This is a genomic window from Streptomyces asoensis, from assembly GCF_013085465.1.
Lineage (GTDB): Bacteria > Actinomycetota > Actinomycetes > Streptomycetales > Streptomycetaceae > Streptomyces > Streptomyces cacaoi_A.
The window spans coordinates 6,059,789-6,077,464 of record NZ_CP049838.1 but is presented as its reverse complement, the minus strand read 5'-3'; the positions used below and the strand labels follow the sequence as shown (position 1 = coordinate 6,077,464).

12 protein-coding genes are annotated in these 17,676 nt (G+C 72.0%); 4 read left to right on the top strand and 8 right to left on the bottom strand.

Translation table 11 applies throughout. From position 1 onward, the window contains the following. Window positions 1-24 precede the first annotated feature (24 nt). On the bottom strand, window positions 25-2,745 hold the full coding sequence (locus G9272_RS27340) for a protein kinase (protein WP_216377833.1): 2,721 nt from the start codon (window positions 2,743-2,745) through the stop codon (window positions 25-27). Window positions 2,746-2,922: 177 nt separating this feature from the next. Continuing rightward, entirely contained in the window at window positions 2,923-5,145 is a 2,223-nt protein-coding gene (locus tag G9272_RS46430; protein WP_171398974.1) for a serine/threonine-protein kinase, read from the bottom strand. A 252-nt stretch (window positions 5,146-5,397) separates the two neighbouring features. On the opposite strand from G9272_RS46430, the gene G9272_RS27330 reads away from it, so the two are divergent. Continuing rightward, a complete protein-coding gene (locus tag G9272_RS27330) occupies window positions 5,398-6,441 on the top strand; it encodes a serine hydrolase domain-containing protein (RefSeq protein ID WP_171398973.1) in 1,044 nt (347 codons plus the stop codon). Between the two features lie 146 nt (window positions 6,442-6,587). Here the strand turns inward: G9272_RS27330 and G9272_RS27325 are convergent, their stop codons facing one another. Continuing rightward, window positions 6,588-8,294 (bottom strand): glycerol-3-phosphate dehydrogenase/oxidase, encoded by a 1,707-nt coding sequence (locus G9272_RS27325; protein WP_171398972.1) that lies wholly within the window; start codon window positions 8,292-8,294, stop codon window positions 6,588-6,590. Between the two features lie 355 nt (window positions 8,295-8,649). Between G9272_RS27325 and G9272_RS27320 the strand changes: the two genes are divergently transcribed. Further along, window positions 8,650-9,858 carry a nucleotide sugar dehydrogenase gene (locus tag G9272_RS27320; protein ID WP_171398971.1) on the top strand — a complete coding sequence of 403 codons (1,209 nt, stop codon included), beginning with the start codon at window positions 8,650-8,652 and terminating at the stop codon, window positions 9,856-9,858. Between the two features lie 658 nt (window positions 9,859-10,516). Here G9272_RS27320 and G9272_RS27315 read toward each other — a convergent pair. The 4 genes from G9272_RS27315 to G9272_RS27300 form a co-directional block, all read right to left on the bottom strand. Further along, complete coding sequence (locus G9272_RS27315; RefSeq protein WP_020132149.1) at window positions 10,517-11,641, bottom strand: GuaB3 family IMP dehydrogenase-related protein; 1,125 nt, start codon at window positions 11,639-11,641, stop codon at window positions 10,517-10,519. Window positions 11,642-11,768: 127 nt separating this feature from the next. Continuing rightward, window positions 11,769-13,274, bottom strand: a complete 1,506-nt coding sequence (gene guaB / locus G9272_RS27310) for an IMP dehydrogenase (protein ID WP_171398970.1) — start codon at window positions 13,272-13,274, stop codon at window positions 11,769-11,771. 154 nt (window positions 13,275-13,428) lie between these two features. Continuing rightward, window positions 13,429-14,016, bottom strand: a complete 588-nt coding sequence (locus G9272_RS27305) for a sigma-70 family RNA polymerase sigma factor (RefSeq protein WP_028807228.1) — start codon at window positions 14,014-14,016, stop codon at window positions 13,429-13,431. Window positions 14,017-14,459: 443 nt separating this feature from the next. Next, window positions 14,460-15,071: a response regulator transcription factor gene (locus G9272_RS27300; RefSeq protein ID WP_003948568.1), complete on the bottom strand. Its 612-nt coding sequence runs from the start codon at window positions 15,069-15,071 to the stop codon at window positions 14,460-14,462. Window positions 15,072-15,450: 379 nt separating this feature from the next. Between G9272_RS27300 and G9272_RS27295 the strand changes: the two genes are divergently transcribed. Further along, on the top strand, window positions 15,451-15,780 hold the full coding sequence (locus G9272_RS27295) for a WhiB family transcriptional regulator (protein WP_020132152.1): 330 nt from the start codon (window positions 15,451-15,453) through the stop codon (window positions 15,778-15,780). A gap of 82 nt (window positions 15,781-15,862) precedes the next feature. Here G9272_RS27295 and G9272_RS27290 read toward each other — a convergent pair whose 3' ends face one another. After that, window positions 15,863-16,798 (bottom strand): LysR family transcriptional regulator, encoded by a 936-nt coding sequence (locus tag G9272_RS27290; RefSeq protein ID WP_171398969.1) that lies wholly within the window; start codon window positions 16,796-16,798, stop codon window positions 15,863-15,865. Between the two features lie 80 nt (window positions 16,799-16,878). Between G9272_RS27290 and G9272_RS27285 the strand changes: the two genes are divergently transcribed. Further along, complete coding sequence (locus G9272_RS27285; protein WP_171398968.1) at window positions 16,879-17,583, top strand: MOSC domain-containing protein; 705 nt, start codon at window positions 16,879-16,881, stop codon at window positions 17,581-17,583. The last annotated feature ends 93 nt before the right edge of the window (window positions 17,584-17,676 follow it).

Sequence of the window (17,676 nt, the reverse complement as noted above, 5' to 3'; positions counted from 1 at the left end):
GACCGGGAGGGGCCGGACGGGCGCTCAGCCGGTGTACTGGTAGGTGGCCGACGCCTGCTCGAACAGCCGGGTGACCTCGTCCCGCTCAGCCTCCGGCCCCCTGACCTGCACGATGTGGTACCGCCCCGAGATGAGGATCGCGACATTGCGGACGTACAGCGCCCGCCCGTCGCCGTCGGTCCAGGTGAACTGCCCCTCGGCCATGGTCCGCGTGCCCACCGTCGTCGTGCGCAGCCCGGAGGCCGTCGCCCAGCTGGAGTCACGGTACGGCTGGAGCTCGCTCTCCTTCTCCCGCTGGTAGACCATCGGGTCGCTGCCGTTCGACGACGCGCTGTCGCGGCCGGGTACGACGATCAGCTCGAAGTCGCCGTGCGCGTACACGACCTGGCCGCGCCCGTTCTTCGGGGTGCGGTCCCAGCCGTTGGCCACGGCGACCCGGAAGCCGGCGTCGTCCGCGCGAACGGTGAACCCGTCGGCGACGTCCGTCCCGGCCCCGCCGGTCTGCGTCTGGGTGGCCTCCGCTCCCGAGGACGCGGAGGACGGGGAGGCGCCGGTGCCCGGCGAGGTCTGGTCGGGCCGGGGTTCGCTGCTCGCCTCGGGGGCCTGGCCGCCCGGTGTCCCGGTGGCCCCGGTCCGCTGGGAGCCGTCCGTACCGGCCGCGCCCTCCTCGTCCGCCTTGGGCATGAACAGCAGGGCGTACGCGATCGCCCCGGCCAGCAGGAGCAATATCAGCACCAGCAGGGTGCGGCCCAGGCTGCGGGGCGAACCGCTCGTCTCCGGCCGGCCGCGTTTGTGCCGCCCGTGGGTGGCGGGCAGACCGGCACGCCGTCTGCGCACCAGTTCGCCCCGGCGGCGGACGATCGGCAGCCGACGCGGATCGGTCGGCGGCGCGGCGACGACATACGTGCCCGCCTCCGGCTCCGGCGCGGACCGCACCAGCGAGCGCAACCAGCCCCGCAGTTCCTCGTAGCCGAGGCGCTCGGTCGGGTCCTGGCGCAGCAGCGACTCCACGACCGGCCTGAGCGGTCCGCACTCCTCGGCGAAGGCCGGCGGCTCGGCGCACACCATCTGCACCAGCTCGGCCGTCGACTCCTCCGGGTAGGGCGCATGCCCCTGTACGGCCCGGAAAAGCAGCGCGCCCAGCGCCCACAGGTCGGTCGCGGGACCGATCGGCGCGGCCAGCTGCCAGTTCTCGTGCACCGGCCCGGCCTGCTCGGGCGCCCACCGCTCGGTGACCGGACCGACCACGGCCATCCGCGCCTGACGCGCCCGCTCGGCGGCCAACGCGGTGGCGGGCCCGCGCCGCGCGACGCTCCCGGGCGCCCCGGCGACCAGCTCGTCCCACCGGGCCCCGCCCCGCACCTCACCCGACGGCCCCTGGCCCTGCCCCTGCACGGGGACCTGAGTGCCGGGGACGGGCATGAGCGGCGGGTGCGACGCCGGAGGGGCGGCATACGGTGCGCCGCCGGGACCGGAACCGGCGGTGTGGACGTGAGCGGGCTGTCCCTGGCCGTACCCGGCAGGGCCGGGCACGGGCGCGCCCGAGACGCCGTAGGGGTCGGCGATCTGCCCGGGGGGATTGCCTCCCGGGATGCCGTGGCCGTCATCGGCCGGGGTACGCGCGCCGGGCAGGGCCGCGCGTCCGTTCTGCTGGGCCTCCTGGGCCTCCTGCACCCGGGCCGCCGCCCGCGCTCCCGCGCGGTACGCGGCGATCGCCCCGGCGCGCGCGGCCCTGATGTCTCCGCCGGTCTCGATCGGCGCCCTGCGGGCCACCGCCCCGGACGCCCCGCCGCCACCGGACGGCTCACCCGCCGGCACCGGCAACGCCCCGGACGCCCGCGCCTCTATCGCGGCCCGCCGCGCGGCCTCGGGATCGACCGCACCGGCACCGAGCCCACCCCCACTTGAGCCGGAGCCGGCCTCGACGGAACCCCCAGAACCAGCGAAGCCACCAGAACCACCGGGGCCGGCGGGACCGGCGGGGCCGGCGAGAGCGCCCGGGCCGTCCTGTCGAGGCGGACTCGCGGAAGCCCGGGGCCCGACGACGCTCCCGCCATGGCCCGCGCCTCCGTTCTCCCGGCCCGCCGCGCCCTGCTCACGCTCCGCCGCGTCCGGGGCCGGCACCGGGTCGTACCCGCACAGCGCCTCTTCCGCCGCGCCGACCGCCAGGCCGGTCAGCATGACCCGCCCGTCGTCGCAGACGAGGACCGTGCGCGCCGTGATGTTCCGGTGCACCCAGCCGTGACCGTGCAGCACCCGCAGTGCCATGAGCACGTCGGAGGCGACCTCGGCCGCCCGGTACGGCGTCAGGGGCTTCTCGGCGAGCAGTGCCGCCAGCGGCCGCGCGGCCACCAGTTCACTCACTATCCACAGCGAGCCGCCCTCGGCGAACACGTCGAAGACCTGGTCGAGCCGCGGATGGTCGGGAATGCTCGCCGTCGCCTGCGCCGCCTCCAGGGCACGCCGGACGACGGGGTCGGCGGGCCGTCGCGTCCCCTCACCCACGCCCACGCCCCGGGGCCTCGGTCGCCGTGCCCCGCGTTCGCGCGCCGTGAAGCCCTCGGGCAACCCCTCCGCGTCGAGCACCTCGGCCTCGACCACCTCCGGCAACGGCACCTGGCGGACCAGGACTTCCTGCCCGCTATAGGTGTCGAAGGCGCGCGTCTCGGTGAGTTCGTACTCGTCGGAGGGCGGCAACGGCAGGCGGTAGCGGTCGACGAGTACTCGACCCGCGTAGTCGTCCACGTTGCCTCCCCCGGCCGCCCGGTCGGTCAATTCCGTTCGCGTTGCGTGCCGTTACAGCCGTATCCGGCCGTATAGCTGGATGCGTACGGTCCGCAAGCACTCACGATACGTGCCGGAGGCAACCCGCAAAGAGGGGATGCCAGATCTCACGCCCGAACACGGCTACTCGGCGGCCCGCTACTTCTTGGGCGTGAACGTGTCCGTCAGCGTCGTCCAGGTGGTCTGCCGCAGGTCGGTACCCCATGCGGCGGACTTGGCCGTGTACATCAGCGCGTACCCGAGACTGTCGTTCACGACGAACCCGCGGTCGATGGTGCGGTACGCCGTCCCGCCGTCCGTATAGGTGAACTCCCAGTCGGCGGTGTTCCAACCGCGGTAGTCCGCCTTCTCTATTCGGATCTTCTTGTACTGCGAGCGCTTCATGCCACGCTCCTGGTTGTTCCAGTCGGCGACGGGGTCGTCCTTGGGCGTGGTCGTCCAGGCGACGAGCAGCTTCTGTCCGTCGGGCCCGGTGAAACGGTCCCCCGCGGAGCCCGCGGACTGGTACTTCCACCCCGTGGGCAGCCCGATCGAGTACCCCTGACCGCCCTTGTGCGTCGTCACCGCCTTGCTGTCCCCGGACGCGGTGACGCCGGATCCGGCGCCCCCGGCCGCGGAGGTGTCGCCCGACGCGGAAGCGGAGGACGCGGCGGGCTGTGAGGACGACGACCCGTCCGTACGGGTCCCGCTGTCCTCGTCCTCCTTGGTGTCGGCGCTCGCGCTCGCGCTCCCGCCGGCCACCGCCCCGGAACCGGCGCCGCCCTTGGCACCGCCGGCGGTGTCGTCGCCGCCGCCGAGGGTGAGGGCCAGCACGGTACCGAGCACCGCGAGCGCCACGACCACGGCAATGATCACCAGCGTCCGCTTGGGCACCACATCGGTCAGCGGAGCCCTGGGCACGGACCGCGGCGGCAGATCCGGCGGCGTCATCACGGGCCACCCGGAACTCCGCCCGGCACCCCCGCCATTGCCCCCGGAACCAGCACCGGCACCAGCACCCGCGCCGACGCCTGCACCTGTGCCCGAACCGGAACCGGAACCGGAACGAGCCGCCGGTACGGACGCGGACGGCCGCGCCGCACCGGACACCGGCCTGGACGTCGGCCTGGACGTCGGCCCGGGCGCCGAGGTCGACGCCGACCCCGTCGTAGCCCGGGAGGCCGGGGCCGCGGGCGGGGCGGCGGACGGCGCGGCGGCGGAAGCGGCGGCCCCGGTACCCCGGGCCGCACCACCCTTCCGCGCCTCGCCCTTGTACGCCTCGCTCTTCTGCGCCTCGGGCGCGCCCACGGAACCGGAAGCGCTCGTGCCGTTCGCCGACTTGGCGCGGGCCGCGGCCGCCGAGGTCGCGGCGCCCGCCGCGACGGCGGCCTTGCGCACGGACCGGAACGCGCCGCGCAGCTTCTCGCCCGCCTCCGCGCCCGCCGAACCACCCCTGCCTCCGGCGGCGTCCGGCAGCGCCGGCAACGGCACGACCTTCGTCGCGTCCGCCGGCTCGGCGTGCCGCGGCTCGGGCGCGTGCAGCACCGCGTTGAACATCGCCCGCGCACCGGCGTCGTCGAGCCGCCGTGCGGGATCCTTCGTGAGCAGGCCGTAGATGACGTCCCTCAGCGGACCCGCGTTCTTCGGCTCCTCCAACTGCTCGGTCATCACCGCGGTGAGCGTGGCGATCGCCGAGCCCTTGTCGTACGGGGGCGAGCCCTCGACCGCCGCGTACAGCAGACCGCCGAGCGACCACAGGTCGGCCGCCGGCCCCGGCTTGTGACCGCGGGCCCGCTCCGGGGAGATGTACGAGGGCGCGCCGACGAGCATGCCGGTGGAGGTGATCGACGGATCGCCCTCGACCTGCGCGATGCCGAAGTCGGTGAGCACCACCCGGCCGTCCTCGGCGATCAGCACGTTCGACGGCTTCACGTCACGGTGCAGGATGCCCTCGCGGTGCGCCGACCGCAGCACGTCGAGAATGGCCAGCCCGACCTCCGCCGCACGCTTGGGCTCCAGCACGCCGTCCTCACGGATGACCTCGGCGAGCGACTTGCCCTCGACGAGTTCCATCACGATCCACGGCCGGTCGTCCTCCTCGACCACGTCGAAGACCGTCACCGCGCTGTTGTTGCGGATCCGCGCGATGGCCTTGGCCTCGCGCAGCGTCCGCGTGATCAGCCGGCGCTTCTCGTCCTCGTCGATGTTCCCCGGGAACCGCAGCTCCTTGACGGCGACCGTGCGTCCGAGGGTCTCGTCCTCGGCGCGCCACACCGTCCCCATGCCGCCGCGGCCGAGTACGTCTCCCAGCCGGTACCGCCCGGCGAGGAGACGTGCGCTCTTGTCCTGACGGGATGCTCCCGCCCGCTCCGCCTCCGACATGCGTCCCCTCATGCAACCCGCCCTGACAGAGCCTCCATTGTCCCTCACCCGACAAGTGCCCGACGCCCAGGGTGCCCCTCACCCCCTCCCGACCGCACTCAGGAGCGGTGCATTCCGGCCAGAAGGTGCAGCACGCTCCGGCCACGGAGCCCCACGAGCCCCTTTCGTGGGGCCGGGACCGGATGAAGTGAGGCACGACGGGCCCTGGATGATGAGCCTGCCGGGGGAGGAGAGAAGAAAGGAGGAGCCGTGATGCGACCGCTTCGGAGCATGGTGGCCATACCCGTGGCCCTCGCGCTCCTCGGCCTGTTCGCGACCGGATCACAGGCGGCCCCCGTACCGCCCACGGACTCCCTCCTCCCGCTGCTCCTCACCCGGGGCAAGGCGCCCGCCGCCGCCCTGCTGGCCCGTGAGGAGAGCGGCACCCGCTACGCGGAGGCGGGCCCGGGCATCTCCCGGTCCGACCACTTCCGGGCCGGAAGTGTCACGAAGACCTTCCTCGCGACCGTCGTGCTCCAACTGGCCGCCGAGCACAGGCTGTCGCTGTCCGACACGGTGGAGTCGCACCTGCCGGGCCTGGTGCGCGGGGCGGGCAACGACGGGCGCGCGCTGACCCTGCGTTCCCTGCTCACCCACACCAGTGGCCTGTACGACTTCACCCGGGACACCGAGGGCACCGTCCCCGTCCTCCCGCTTCAAGCCGTCCGTATCGCTGTCACCCACCCTCCGGCCGACCGCGGCCGCTTCGCCTACTCCAACACCAACTACGTCCTGCTCGGCCTGGTGGTCGAGCAGGTCACCGGCCGCTCGTACGCCACGGAGGCGGAGCGGCGGATCATCTCTCCCCTGCGTCTGACGGGCACCTCCTTCCCCGGCTCCCGGACCTCTCTGCCCTCCCCGCACGGCCGTGCCTACGACCCGGACGGGACCGACGTCACCGAACTCGACCCGCGGGTGGCCGGGGCCGCGGGCGAGCTGGTGACCACGCTCACCGACCTGGACCGCTTCTACGCGGCGCTGCTCGGCGGCGAACTGCTGCCCCCGCGCCGGCTGCGCGAGATGCTCGACACCCGTACCGCACACGGCTCGTACGGCATGGGCCTGTTCCCCGCGAAGCTCCCGTGCGGCGTCACGGTGTGGGGGCACAACGGCCGGATCTCCGGAAGCTACGTGCGCACCGCGGCCACCGTCGACGGTCGGCGTGTCCTCACGTTTCGGGTGAACACGACGGCGATCGCAGACCCCGCCCTCGAACCGGCCCTGCTCGCCGCCGAGTTCTGCCCTCGCAATCCGTAGAACGAGCCGGTGCCGAACGGAGATCCCGGATCACGACACCCGTTCGAGTGAAACGGCCACGCGAGAGCCGAACCCGGCCGGACAGGAAGAGGAAGGGGAAGGGGAAGGGGAAGGGGAAGCCGGAAAGGGGCAGGGGAAGGGGGAAGTCAGAGGGGCACGATGTCCGGCGCTCCCAGGCGTGCCGCGTCCGCCGTCAGGTCGTCGGGCTGGCGCTGGGACTCCCGCTCGGCCTCCACCCGCTTCTCGTAGTGCTGGACCTCGCGCTCGATCTGGTCCTTGTCCCAGCCGAGGACCGGCGCCATCAGCTCGGCGGCCTCGCGGGCGCTGCGCGTGCCGCGGTCGAAGGTCTCGATGGAGATCCGGGTGCGGCGCGTCAGGACGTCGTCCAGGTGCCGTGCTCCCTCGTGAGAGGCGGCATAGACGATCTCGGCGCGCAGGTAGTCGTCGGCGGCCTGGAGCGGCTCGCCCAGCGTCGGGTCGGTGGCGATGAGGTCCAGCACCTCCTCCGCCATCGCCCCGAAACGGTTCAGAAGATGCTCCACCCGCACCACGTGCAGGCCGGTTCGCGCGGCGATCCGCGCCCGCGCGTTCCACAGCGCCCGGTAGCCCTCCGCGCCCATCAGCGGCACGTCCTCCGTGACGCAGTCGGCGACCCGCTGGTCGAGCCCGCGCACCGCCTCGTCGACCGCGTCCTTCGCCATCACCCGGTACGTCGTGTACTTGCCGCCCGCCACGACCACCAGTCCCGGCACCGGATGCGCGACGGTGTGCTCCCGCGACAGCTTGCTGGTGGCGTCGGACTCGCCGGCCAGCAGCGGTCGCAGCCCGGCGTACACGCCCTCGACGTCGTCGCGGCTCAGCGGCACCCGCAGGACCGAGTTCACATGCTCCAGCAGATAGTCGATGTCCGCGCTGGAGGCGGCCGGGTGGGCCTTGTCCAGGTCCCAGTCGGTGTCGGTGGTGCCGATGATCCAGTGCCGGCCCCACGGGATGACGAACAGCACGGACTTCTCGGTGCGCAGGATCAGACCGGAGGAGGAGCTGATCCGGTCCCTCGGCACGACAAGGTGGATGCCCTTGGACGCGCGGACGTGGAACTGCCCGCGCTCGCCCACCATCGCCTGGGTGTCGTCGGTCCACACACCCGTGGCGTTGACGACCTGCCGGGCGCGGATCTCGTACTCCCCGCCCCCCTCGGCGTCCTGCACCCGCGCGCCCACGACGCGTTCGCCCTCGCGCAGGAAACCCGTCACCCGCGCGCGGTTGGCCGCCTTGGCCCCGTAGGCCACGGCCGTGCGCACGAGGGTGGCGACGAAACGGGCGTCGTCCATCTGGGCGTCGTAGTACTGCAACGCGCCGACCAGCGCGTCCTTCTTCAAGGCGGGGGCTACCCGCAGGGCATGACCGCGGGTCAGATGGCGGTGCGTCGGCAGGCCCCGGCCGTGCCCGCGGGCCATGGACATCGCGTCGTAGAGCGCGACGCCCGAACCGGCGTACAGCCGTTCCCAGCCCTTGTGCTGGAGCGGGTACAGGAAGGGCACGGGCTTCACGAGGTGCGGAGCGAGTCGCTCCAGCAGCAGCCCGCGCTCCTTCAGCGCCTCCCGTACGAGCGCGAAGTCGAGCATCTCCAGATAGCGCAAGCCACCGTGGATCAGTTTGCTGGACCGGCTCGACGTGCCCGACGCCCAGTCGCGCGCCTCGACCAGTCCGGTGGACAGGCCGCGCGTCACGGCGTCCAGGGCGGTGCCCGCGCCGACCACACCGGCTCCCACCACCAGCACGTCCAGCTCTCGCTCGGCCATGGCTGCCAGTGACTCGGCTCGCTGTGCCGGCCCCAGTGTCGCTGTCCTCACCACTGCCTCCCGCTGTAGGTCGCGCCGGCCGCACCCTCAGGGCGAGATCCGGTTCGTATCCCCCATGCCCAAATTCTGACCGCGATGCCCGACTTCAGCCACCACTCGCCCCCAGCCTGTGGACAACTCTCACGGAACCTGAACCGTCCTTCCGGAAAACGCAGCGGAAGACACGGCCGGTCACTGCCGGTCGACACACCGCCCGGGCCGACCGGTCGACACAACCGGCCAACACAGTCGATCAATCCCGCATAACGGTCATATTTACTCCTAGTCTGACATTGCACTCGCCCACTCTGTCCACCGGGCTTGCGCACCTGTCCCACCTCGGTTACTGGGAAGGACGGCATACGCCATGCCCGCAGATCTCGCCGTCATCGGACTCGGCCCGTTCGGCCTGCCCCTGGCCCAGGCCGCCGTGGCCGCCGGAATCCCCACCATCGGCTACCGCACCGGCCCCGAGGCCGGCTCCCTCAGCCCCGCCGAACTGCGCCGGATGCTCTCGGGGGGCTTCCGGGCCGCCACCAACCCCGCCGAGCTGGGTCGGGTGCGCACCGCCGTCATCTGCGCCCCCACCCCGCGCGACGCGGACGGCGGACTCGACCTGAGCCAGCTGGAGACGGCCGCCCGCACCCTCGCCGGACACCTGCGCCCGCACACCACCGTGATCCTCGAGTCGCCCGTGTACCCCGGGGCCACGGAGGAATTCCTGCGGCCGCTGCTGGAGGAGACCTCCGGCCTCCGCGCGGGCCGTGACTTCCACCTCGCCTACTCCCCCAGCCGGGTCGACCCCGGCAGCCGCGCCTTCAACCCGGCCAACACCCCGAAGGTCATCGGCGGCCTCACCCCCGCCTGCACCGAGTCCGCCGCCGCCTTCTACGGCCGTCTCACCGACAAGGTGGTACGCGCGCGTGGCCTGCGGGAAGCCGAGACCGTGCAGCTCCTGGAGACGAACTTCCGGCACGTCAACATCGCCCTCGTCAACGAGATGGCCGTCCTCTGCCACGACCTGGGCGTCGATCTGTGGGACGTCGTCCGCTGCGCGGAGACCAAGCCCTTCGGCTTCGAGGCCTTCCGCCCCGGCCCCGGGGTCGGCGGCCACTCCGTCCCCCTGGACCGCACCGGCCACCCCGGCAGCCCGCTGCGCCTGGTCGAACTGGCCCAGCAGGTCAACAGCCGCATGCCCCGCTACGTCGTCCAGCGCGCCGCCGCCCTCCTCAACGAGCACGGCAAGTCGGCACGGGGCGCGCGCGTGCTGCTGCTCGGCGTCACCTACAAGCCCGACCTCGCCGACCAGCAGAACACGCCCGCGCGCGAGATCGCGATCCGCCTGATGGAGCTCGGCGCCGCCGTCAGCTACAACGACCCGCACGTCCCGTCCTGGAGCGTCCTGGACCGCCCGGTGCCGCGCGCCGACTCCCTCTACGAGGCCGCGGCCGACGCCGACCTGACGATCCTCCTCCAGCAGCACCGGACGTACGACCTCCAGGGCCTGTCGGTGAAGGCACAGCTGCTGCTCGACACGCGGGGGGCCACCCCTACGGGGGCGGCGCACCGGTTGTGAAACGGGGCGCACCCGGCTGCCCCGGGCTCCGGGAGCTGGTGGCGTACGGCACAGCCCGCCGGTAGCGTACGAAACAGGTGGAGCCCACCGCAGGGGCTACTGCGGCAGGCTCCAGGATGGATCACGGAATGTCCGCCCCTAATGTGGTTGGGGGCGGCCGCTCACCATCCGAAACAGGTGGAGCCCACCACAGTGGCCACTGCGGAAGGCTCCAGGATGGATCACGGAGTGTCCGCCCCTAATGTGTGTGGGGGCGGCCGCTCACCATCCGAAAAGACGCAAGATCCACCTCCTCCGGCACTGCACCGTCCGAAGACGGAGTCGGTCCCAGCGGGTGGGCTTGCGGTGACGCCCCATGGGCGCCCCCTTCCACGACACCGCCCATGACCCGGGGAACGGCACGTTCAGGAACTCGGGCCGGGCCCCGAGGGCCGGGGTCCGGAACCATGTCCTTGGAAGGGGGCACCCCACACAACTGGGGCGCCGACCCGGACGCTACCGTCCGCGACCCCCTTGACCAGCCCACTTCCGCCCCGAACGCAACCGCACGCCCCCGCTCCGCGCCACACCCCCCGGCCCGCCCGGGCATGCGAAAGGGGCCGGCCACCTCACCCGAGTGAGGTGGCCGGCCCCTGCCGACGTCTGACGTCCTGCGGGACTACCGCCGGTGCACCGAGTCCGCCACCGTCACCTCGACGCGCTGGAACTCCTTGAGCTCGCTGTAGCCGGTCGTGGCCATGGCGCGACGCAGGGCGCCGAAGAGGTTCATCGAGCCGTCGGGCGTGTGCGACGGGCCCGTGAGGACCTCCTCGATGGTGCCGACCGTGCCGAGGTCGACCTTCTGCCCGCGCGGCAGCTCCTCGTTGACCGCCTCCATGCCCCAGTGGTGGCCACGGCCCGGCGCGTCGGTCGCGCGCGCGAGCGGCGAGCCCATCATCACCGAGTCGGCGCCACAGGCGATCGCCTTGGCCAGGTCGCCGGACCAGCCGACGCCGCCGTCCGCGATCACGTGCACGTACCGGCCGCCGGACTCGTCCATGTAGTCACGACGGGCCGCCGCCACGTCGGCGACCGCCGTCGCCATCGGGACCTGGATGCCCAGCACGTTGCGCGTGGTGTGCGCCGCGCCGCCGCCGAAGCCGACCAGGACGCCCGCCGCGCCCGTGCGCATCAGGTGCAGGGCCGCCGTGTAGGTGGCGCAGCCGCCGACGATCACCGGGACGTCGAGCTCGTAGATGAACTGCTTCAGGTTCAGCGGCTCGTGCGAGCCGGAGACGTGCTCCGCCGAGACGGTCGTGCCGCGGATGACGAAGATGTCCACGCCCGCGTCCACGACGGCCTTGGAGAACTGGGCCGTGCGCTGCGGGGAGAGCGCGGCAGCGGTGACCACGCCCGAGTCGCGCACCTCCTTGATGCGCTGCCCGATCAGCTCCTCCTTGATGGGGGCCGCGTAGATCTCCTGGAGGCGGCGGGTCGCGGTCTCCGCGTCCAGCTCGACGATCTCGTCGAGCAGCGGCTGCGGGTCCTCGTGCCGGGTCCACAGGCCCTCGAGGTTGAGGACGCCGAGGCCGCCCAGCTCGCCGATGCGGATGGCGGTGGCCGGGGAGACGACCGAGTCCATGGGGGCGGCCAGGAAGGGCAGCTCGAACCGGTAGGCGTCGATCTGCCAGGCGATCGAGACCTCCTTCGGGTCCCGCGTACGGCGGCTGGGGACGACGGCGATGTCGTCGAAGGCGTACGCCCGGCGGCCGCGCTTGCCGCGCCCGATCTCGATCTCAGTCACGTGTGTGGCCTTTCCCTGATGCGTTGCAGCGTCTTCCAGTATCGCCGACGGGTACGACAAGGGCGGCCCCGGAGTCTCCGGGGCCGCCCTTGGTACGTCCTACGAACGCTTCACGCGCGCGTGGGGGTCACTTACGGCTGTAGTTCGGCGCCTCGACCGTCATCTGGATGTCGTGCGGGTGGCTCTCCTTGAGGCCCGCGGACGTGATCCGGACGAAGCGGCCGTTGTCCTGGAGCTCCGGCACGGTCCGGCCGCCGACGTAGAACATCGACTGGCGCAGACCGCCGACCAGCTGGTGGACGACGGAGGACAGCGGGCCGCGGTAGGGCACCTGGCCCTCGATGCCCTCGGGGATCAGCTGCTCGTCGGAGGCGACGCCCTCCTGGAAGTAGCGGTCCTTGGAGAACGACTTGCGCTCGCCGCGGGTCTGCATGGCGCCCAGGGAACCCATGCCGCGGTACGACTTGAACTGCTTGCCGTTGATGAACAGCAGCTCGCCCGGCGACTCCTCGCAGCCCGCGAGCAGCGAACCCAGCATCACCGTGTCGGCGCCCGCGACCAGGGCCTTGGCGATGTCGCCGGAGTACTGGAGGCCGCCGTCGCCGATGACCGGGACACCGGCCTCCTTGGCGGCGAGCGCGGCCTCGTAGATGGCGGTGACCTGCGGGACGCCGATGCCGGCGACCACGCGGGTGGTACAGATGGAGCCCGGACCGACGCCGACCTTGATGGCGTCGGCGCCTGCGTCCACCAGGGACTTGGCGCCGTCGCGGGTGGCGATGTTGCCGCCGATGACGTCCACCCGCGTGTGGTTCGACTTGATCTTGGCGATCATGTCGCCGACGAGCCGCGAGTGGCCGTGGGCGGTGTCCACGACGATGAAGTCGACACCGCGCTCGATCAGGGCCTGGGCCCGCTCGAAGGAGTCACCGGCGACGCCGACGGCCGCGCCGACCAGCAGACGGCCTTCGGAGTCCTTCGCGGCGTGCGGGTACTTCTCCGCCTTGACGAAGTCCTTGACCGTGATGAGGCCCTTGAGGACGCCCTCGTCGTCGACCAGCGGAAGCTTCTCGATCTTGTGCTTGCGCAGCAGCTCCATGGCCTCGACGCCGGAGATGCCGACCTTGCCGGTGACCAGCGGCATCGGCGTCATGACCTCGTGCACACGGCGCGTACGGTCGGTCTCGAAGGCGATGTCGCGGTTGGTGACGATGCCGAGCAGCCGCTTGTTGCCGTCGGTGACCGGGACGCCGCTGATGCGGAACTTGCCGCACAGCGCGTCGGCCTCGGCGAGCGTGGCCTCCGGGTGGATGGTGATCGGGTCGGTCACCATGCCGGACTCGGAGCGCTTGACGAGGTCGACCTGGTTGGCCTGGTCCTCGATGGAGAGGTTGCGGTGCAGAACACCGACGCCGCCCTGGCGGGCCATCGCGATCGCCATGCGCGATTCGGTGACCTTGTCCATGGCGGCGGACAGGAGCGGGATGTTCACCCGCACGTTCTTGGAGACGTACGAGGCGGTGTCGATCTCGTCAGGAGCCATGTCCGACGCGCCCGGCAGCAGCAGCACGTCGTCGTAGGTCAGCCCGAGGGTCGCGAATTTTCCGGGCACTCCGTCGACGTTGGCAGTCATGACACCTTCCCCAAATGGCCTTGATCGGTGCGGATGTCCATGCTAACGGGAAGCGCACCTCCCGAATTCCACGGTAGGACGTGACTCCGGGCTTCGTATGTTCGTACGGAAACAGTCGGCGCCCTGTTCAGCGATGCCTGTTCCGAAGGGGCCGCTACTGCTCGGCGAGCGCCCGCAGCCTGCTCAGCGCCCGGTGCTGGGCCACACGGACCGCCCCGGGTGACATTCCCAACATCTGGCCGGTCTCCTCGGCGGTGAGGCCCACCGCAATCCGCAGCAGGAGCAGTTCCCGCTGGTTCTCGGGCAGGTTGGCCATGAGTTTCTTGGCCCACTCGGCGTCGCTGCTGAGCAGGGCGCGCTCCTCGGGGCCGAGTGAGTCGTCCGGCCGTTCGGGCATCTCGTCGGAGGGAACCGCCGTCGAGCCCGGGTGGCGCATCGCGGCGCGCTGGAGGTCGGCGACCTTGTGCGCGGCGATGGCGAAGACGAAGGCCTCGAAGGGCCTGCCGGTGTCCCGGTAGCGGGGCAGGGCGAGGAGAACCGCGACACAGACCTCCTGGGCGAGGTCCTCCACGAAGTGGCGTGCGTCGCCGGGCAGCCGGGACAGCCGGGTGCGGCAGTACCGCAGCGCCAAGGGGTGGACATGGGCCAGCAGGTCGTGGGTGGCCTGCTCGTCGCCGTCCACGGCGCGATGGACGAGTGACCCGATCGTCCCCACGGCAGTGACCGCCTCGTCATCGCGCATCGGTCCATGGTGCACTGCGGCCGGACCGGCCGCGGCACCGTGCCCGTCGTTGTGCACCGAAGCGTTATGAGCAGGTGCGCCGGAACTCATCCCCTGCGCCCTCCCCTCCCGCTCGACCGACTCGTCCCCGAGGAACTCCACACCTCAAGGATGCGGCATCCGCGGCGAAACGAGCAGCGGGCACCCTGCGAGAGCCCGTGACGCTCCGGTCCGCCGCGTGGTGGGAGGGGTCCTCGCCCGACCTCCGCACCACGTCTGAGCAGGGAGGTTCGCCCATGACCCCGCTCTCCTCACTGAATGACGGATGTCACCCGAACCCGGTCGGATCCGCCGGACGGACGAGGCCCGTCCCGCTGCGGACGAACCGGCCCGGACCCGTCCCGCTCCGGACTGCTCCGGGCCCGCACGGACGGGCGGCGGGGACGGGCAGGCGGGGACGGGGCCTAACGGACCAGTCCCCACCGGAAGCCGAGCGCCACCGCATGCGCGCGGTCCGAGGCGCCGAGCTTCTTGAAGAGCCGACGCGCGTGCGTCTTGACGGTGTCCTCGGAGAGGAACAGCTCACGGCCGATCTCCGCGTTGGAGCGGCCGTGACTCATGCCCTCGAGGACCTGGATCTCACGCGCGGTGAGCGTGGGCGCCGCACCCATCTCGGCCGACCGCAGCCGGCGCGGGGCGAGCCGCCAGGTCGGGTCGGCGAGCGCCTGCGTGACGGTCGCCCGCAGTTCCGCGCGCGAGGCGTCCTTGTGCAGATAGCCGCGGGCGCCGGCGGCCACCGCGAGGGCGACACCGTCGAGGTCCTCGGCCACGGTCAGCATGATGATGCGGGCTCCGGGGTCGGCGGACAGCAGCCGCCGCACGGTCTCGACGCCGCCCAGTCCGGGCATGCGTACGTCCATCAGAATCAGGTCCGAGCGGTCGGCACCCCAGCGGCGGAGGACTTCCTCGCCGTTGGCCGCCGTCGTCACGCGCTCGACACCGGGCACGGTCGCGACCGCGCGGCGGAGCGCCTCTCGGGCAAGCGGGGAGTCGTCGCAGACGAGGACGGAAGTCATGGCCGCCCTCCGCAGCTGATGCGCGTCACCTTGTGCCTCCAGGCTGTTACGAATCGTCACCTGTGCGGTCGACCGTCTCGGACGCCTGCCCGAGCGTTTGTGTTTTCAACCGCCACCGCACTCTCAACGACGGTCACTCGAAAGAGTTACGGGGCTGCATGCATTCTTCGGCACTCTACGTGAGGGAGCGGATACGGAGGAGGCAACCACACGGACCCTCAAGCTTTCATCACAAGCCATGCCCCATTCGGCCCCATTTCTTCCCTTTTACTGGTGTCTGAGGCTAGATTCGCAATGAGTCATATTTTCATCTCCTTAGATCGTAGTTGTACGGTCGTGGGCACCGTATCCGCTCTGAACGGCTACAAGGGGTCACGCAATGGCAGATTTCTCCCGCCTTCCCGGACCGAACGCGGACCTGTGGGACTGGCAGCTTCTGGCCGCCTGCCGCGGGGTGGACAGTTCGCTCTTCTTCCATCCGGAGGGTGAGCGCGGGGCGGCTCGGAGCGCTCGAGAGAACTCGGCCAAGGAGGTCTGCATGAGGTGCCCGGTCCGCGCGCAGTGTGCGGCGCACGCGCTGGCGGTACGCGAGCCGTACGGCGTGTGGGGCGGGTTGACCGAGGACGAGCGCGAGGAGCTGATGGGCCGGGCGCGCAATCGCCTGGTGTCGGCGTCGTCGGGCGCGAGAGACGCTTCCTCGAACACATGAAGGAACGTTTCTGCAAAAGCGCTCTGAAGCCGCGGTCCCGAAAACGGCGGGCACACCTGTGTGCCCGCCGTTTTCGCTGTTCTCAGCCGACGCGCGCCGCCGCCCGCCCCAGCTGCTCCAGCGTGGCCGACACCGCCGGCACCTGGGCCAGGTCGGGCAGGGTGAGCGCGACGATCTCCCGCCGCACCGCCGGTTCCAGGGTCACCGCGCGAGCACCACGCGGCCGGACGGACTCGATCGCGAGCTGGGGCAGCACGGCGACGCCCAGGCCGGCGCCCACCAGACCGACCACCGCCGGATAGTCGTCGGTCGCGAAGTCGATGCGGGGTGTGAAGCCCGCGCTCTCGCACACCTGGATCAGCTGGCCGCGGCAGCGCGGACAGCCGGCGATCCAGGGCTCGGCGGCGAGGTCGCCGATGGCGACGGACCCCGAGGGTCCCGTGCGTGCGAGGCGGTGCCGTTCGGGGACGAGGGCGACCAGCCGGTCCGTCAGCAGCGGCCGTACGACCAGGTCGTCCCATTCGCCTTCGCCGGCCTGTTCGGCACCGCCGGTGCCCGTCGCTCGTTCGTAGCGGAAGGCGAGAGCGATGTCGCAGTCGCCTTCGCGGAGCAGCTCGACCGACTTCGGCGGCTCGGCCTCCTCCAGGGAGACCCGGGTGCCGGGGTGGGCCGCGCGCAGGGCGGCGAGCGCGGTGGGGACGAGGGTGGAGCTGCCGCTGGGGAAGGACACCAGACGGACCCGGCCGGCGCGCAGCCCGGCGATGGCGGCGACCTCCTCCTCGGCGGCCGTCAGTCCGGACAGGATGCCGGCCGCGTGCCGGACGAGGGCCTCGCCCGCCTGGGTCAGGCGCATCTCGCGTCCGCTGCGGATCAGCAGGGGCGTGCCGACGGACGCCTCCAGGGCCTTCATCTGCTGGCTGACGGCCGGCTGGGTGCAGCCCAGTTCGCGCCCGGCCGCCGAGAAGGAGCCGGTGGCGGCCACGGCACGCAGGACGCGGAGATGACGGGCCTCGATCATCCACCGAGCATAAGCGAGCCTTGGACAGCTGCGCGAATAATGCGTCGACACTTTGACCCCCGGGCTCGTATCGTGCCGCCATGAGGCTTCTGTCAGTCAATCTGGGCCGCCCGAAGGCCGTGCCGTACACCGACCAGCCGCAGGGCCTGACGGGGATCGACAAGCGGCCGGTCGAGGGGCCCGTGCGGGTCGCGGCGCCCGGCCCCAAGGGGGTCGGGGCGAGCGGGCTGGCCGGGGACACCGTGTGCCACCTGCGCCACCACGGCGGCGACGACCAGGCGGTGTACGCCGTCGCGCGCGAGGACCTCGACGACTGGGAGCGCGAGCTGGGGCGCACGCTGGCCAACGGCGCGTTCGGCGAGAACCTCACCACCACGGGCCTCGACGTCTCCGGCGCGCGGATCGGCGAGCGCTGGCAGATCGGTCCTGACCTGGTGCTGGAGGTGACCGCCGGGCGGATACCGTGCCGCACCTTCCAGGGCCATGTGGGCGAGAAGCGGTGGGTGCGGCGGTTCACCGAGAAGGCGGCCACGGGCGCGTATCTGCGGGTCGTCGTGCCCGGTGAGATCCGCGCGGGGGATCCGGTGCGGATCGTCCACCTGCCGGAGCACGAGGTGACGGCCAGGATGCAGTTCCAGGCCGCCACCACGCACCGCGAGCTGCTGCCCCGGCTGCTCGCGGCGGGCGAGGCGCTGCACTCGGAGTCGCTGGCGGCGGCCCGGGAGTACGTGGCGAAGTACGGGGACGGGTCCGGGGCGAAGCACACGGAGACGTCCGGGGGCTGAGCCGACGTCACGGGAGGGACGCAGCACGGCGTACGCGGGCGTGCGCACGTGGTCTTCACCTTCGGGAGGCCACGTGCAGAGAACGGACGCCCG

Coding starts and splice junctions, on each gene's coding strand:
- G9272_RS46430 (WP_171398974.1), bottom strand. CDS start 5,145: ATGTCGGAGGCGGAGCGGGCGGGAGCATCCCGTCAGGACAAGAGCGCA.
- G9272_RS27285 (WP_171398968.1), top strand. CDS start 16,879: ATGAGGCTTCTGTCAGTCAATCTGGGCCGCCCGAAGGCCGTGCCGTAC.
- G9272_RS27305 (WP_028807228.1), bottom strand. CDS start 14,016: ATGCGCGATGACGAGGCGGTCACTGCCGTGGGGACGATCGGGTCACTC.
- G9272_RS27295 (WP_020132152.1), top strand. CDS start 15,451: ATGGCAGATTTCTCCCGCCTTCCCGGACCGAACGCGGACCTGTGGGAC.
- G9272_RS27320 (WP_171398971.1), top strand. CDS start 8,650: ATGCCCGCAGATCTCGCCGTCATCGGACTCGGCCCGTTCGGCCTGCCC.
- G9272_RS27300 (WP_003948568.1), bottom strand. CDS start 15,071: ATGACTTCCGTCCTCGTCTGCGACGACTCCCCGCTTGCCCGAGAGGCG.
- G9272_RS27290 (WP_171398969.1), bottom strand. CDS start 16,798: ATGATCGAGGCCCGTCATCTCCGCGTCCTGCGTGCCGTGGCCGCCACC.
- guaB (WP_171398970.1), bottom strand. CDS start 13,274: ATGACTGCCAACGTCGACGGAGTGCCCGGAAAATTCGCGACCCTCGGG.
- G9272_RS27330 (WP_171398973.1), top strand. CDS start 5,398: ATGCGACCGCTTCGGAGCATGGTGGCCATACCCGTGGCCCTCGCGCTC.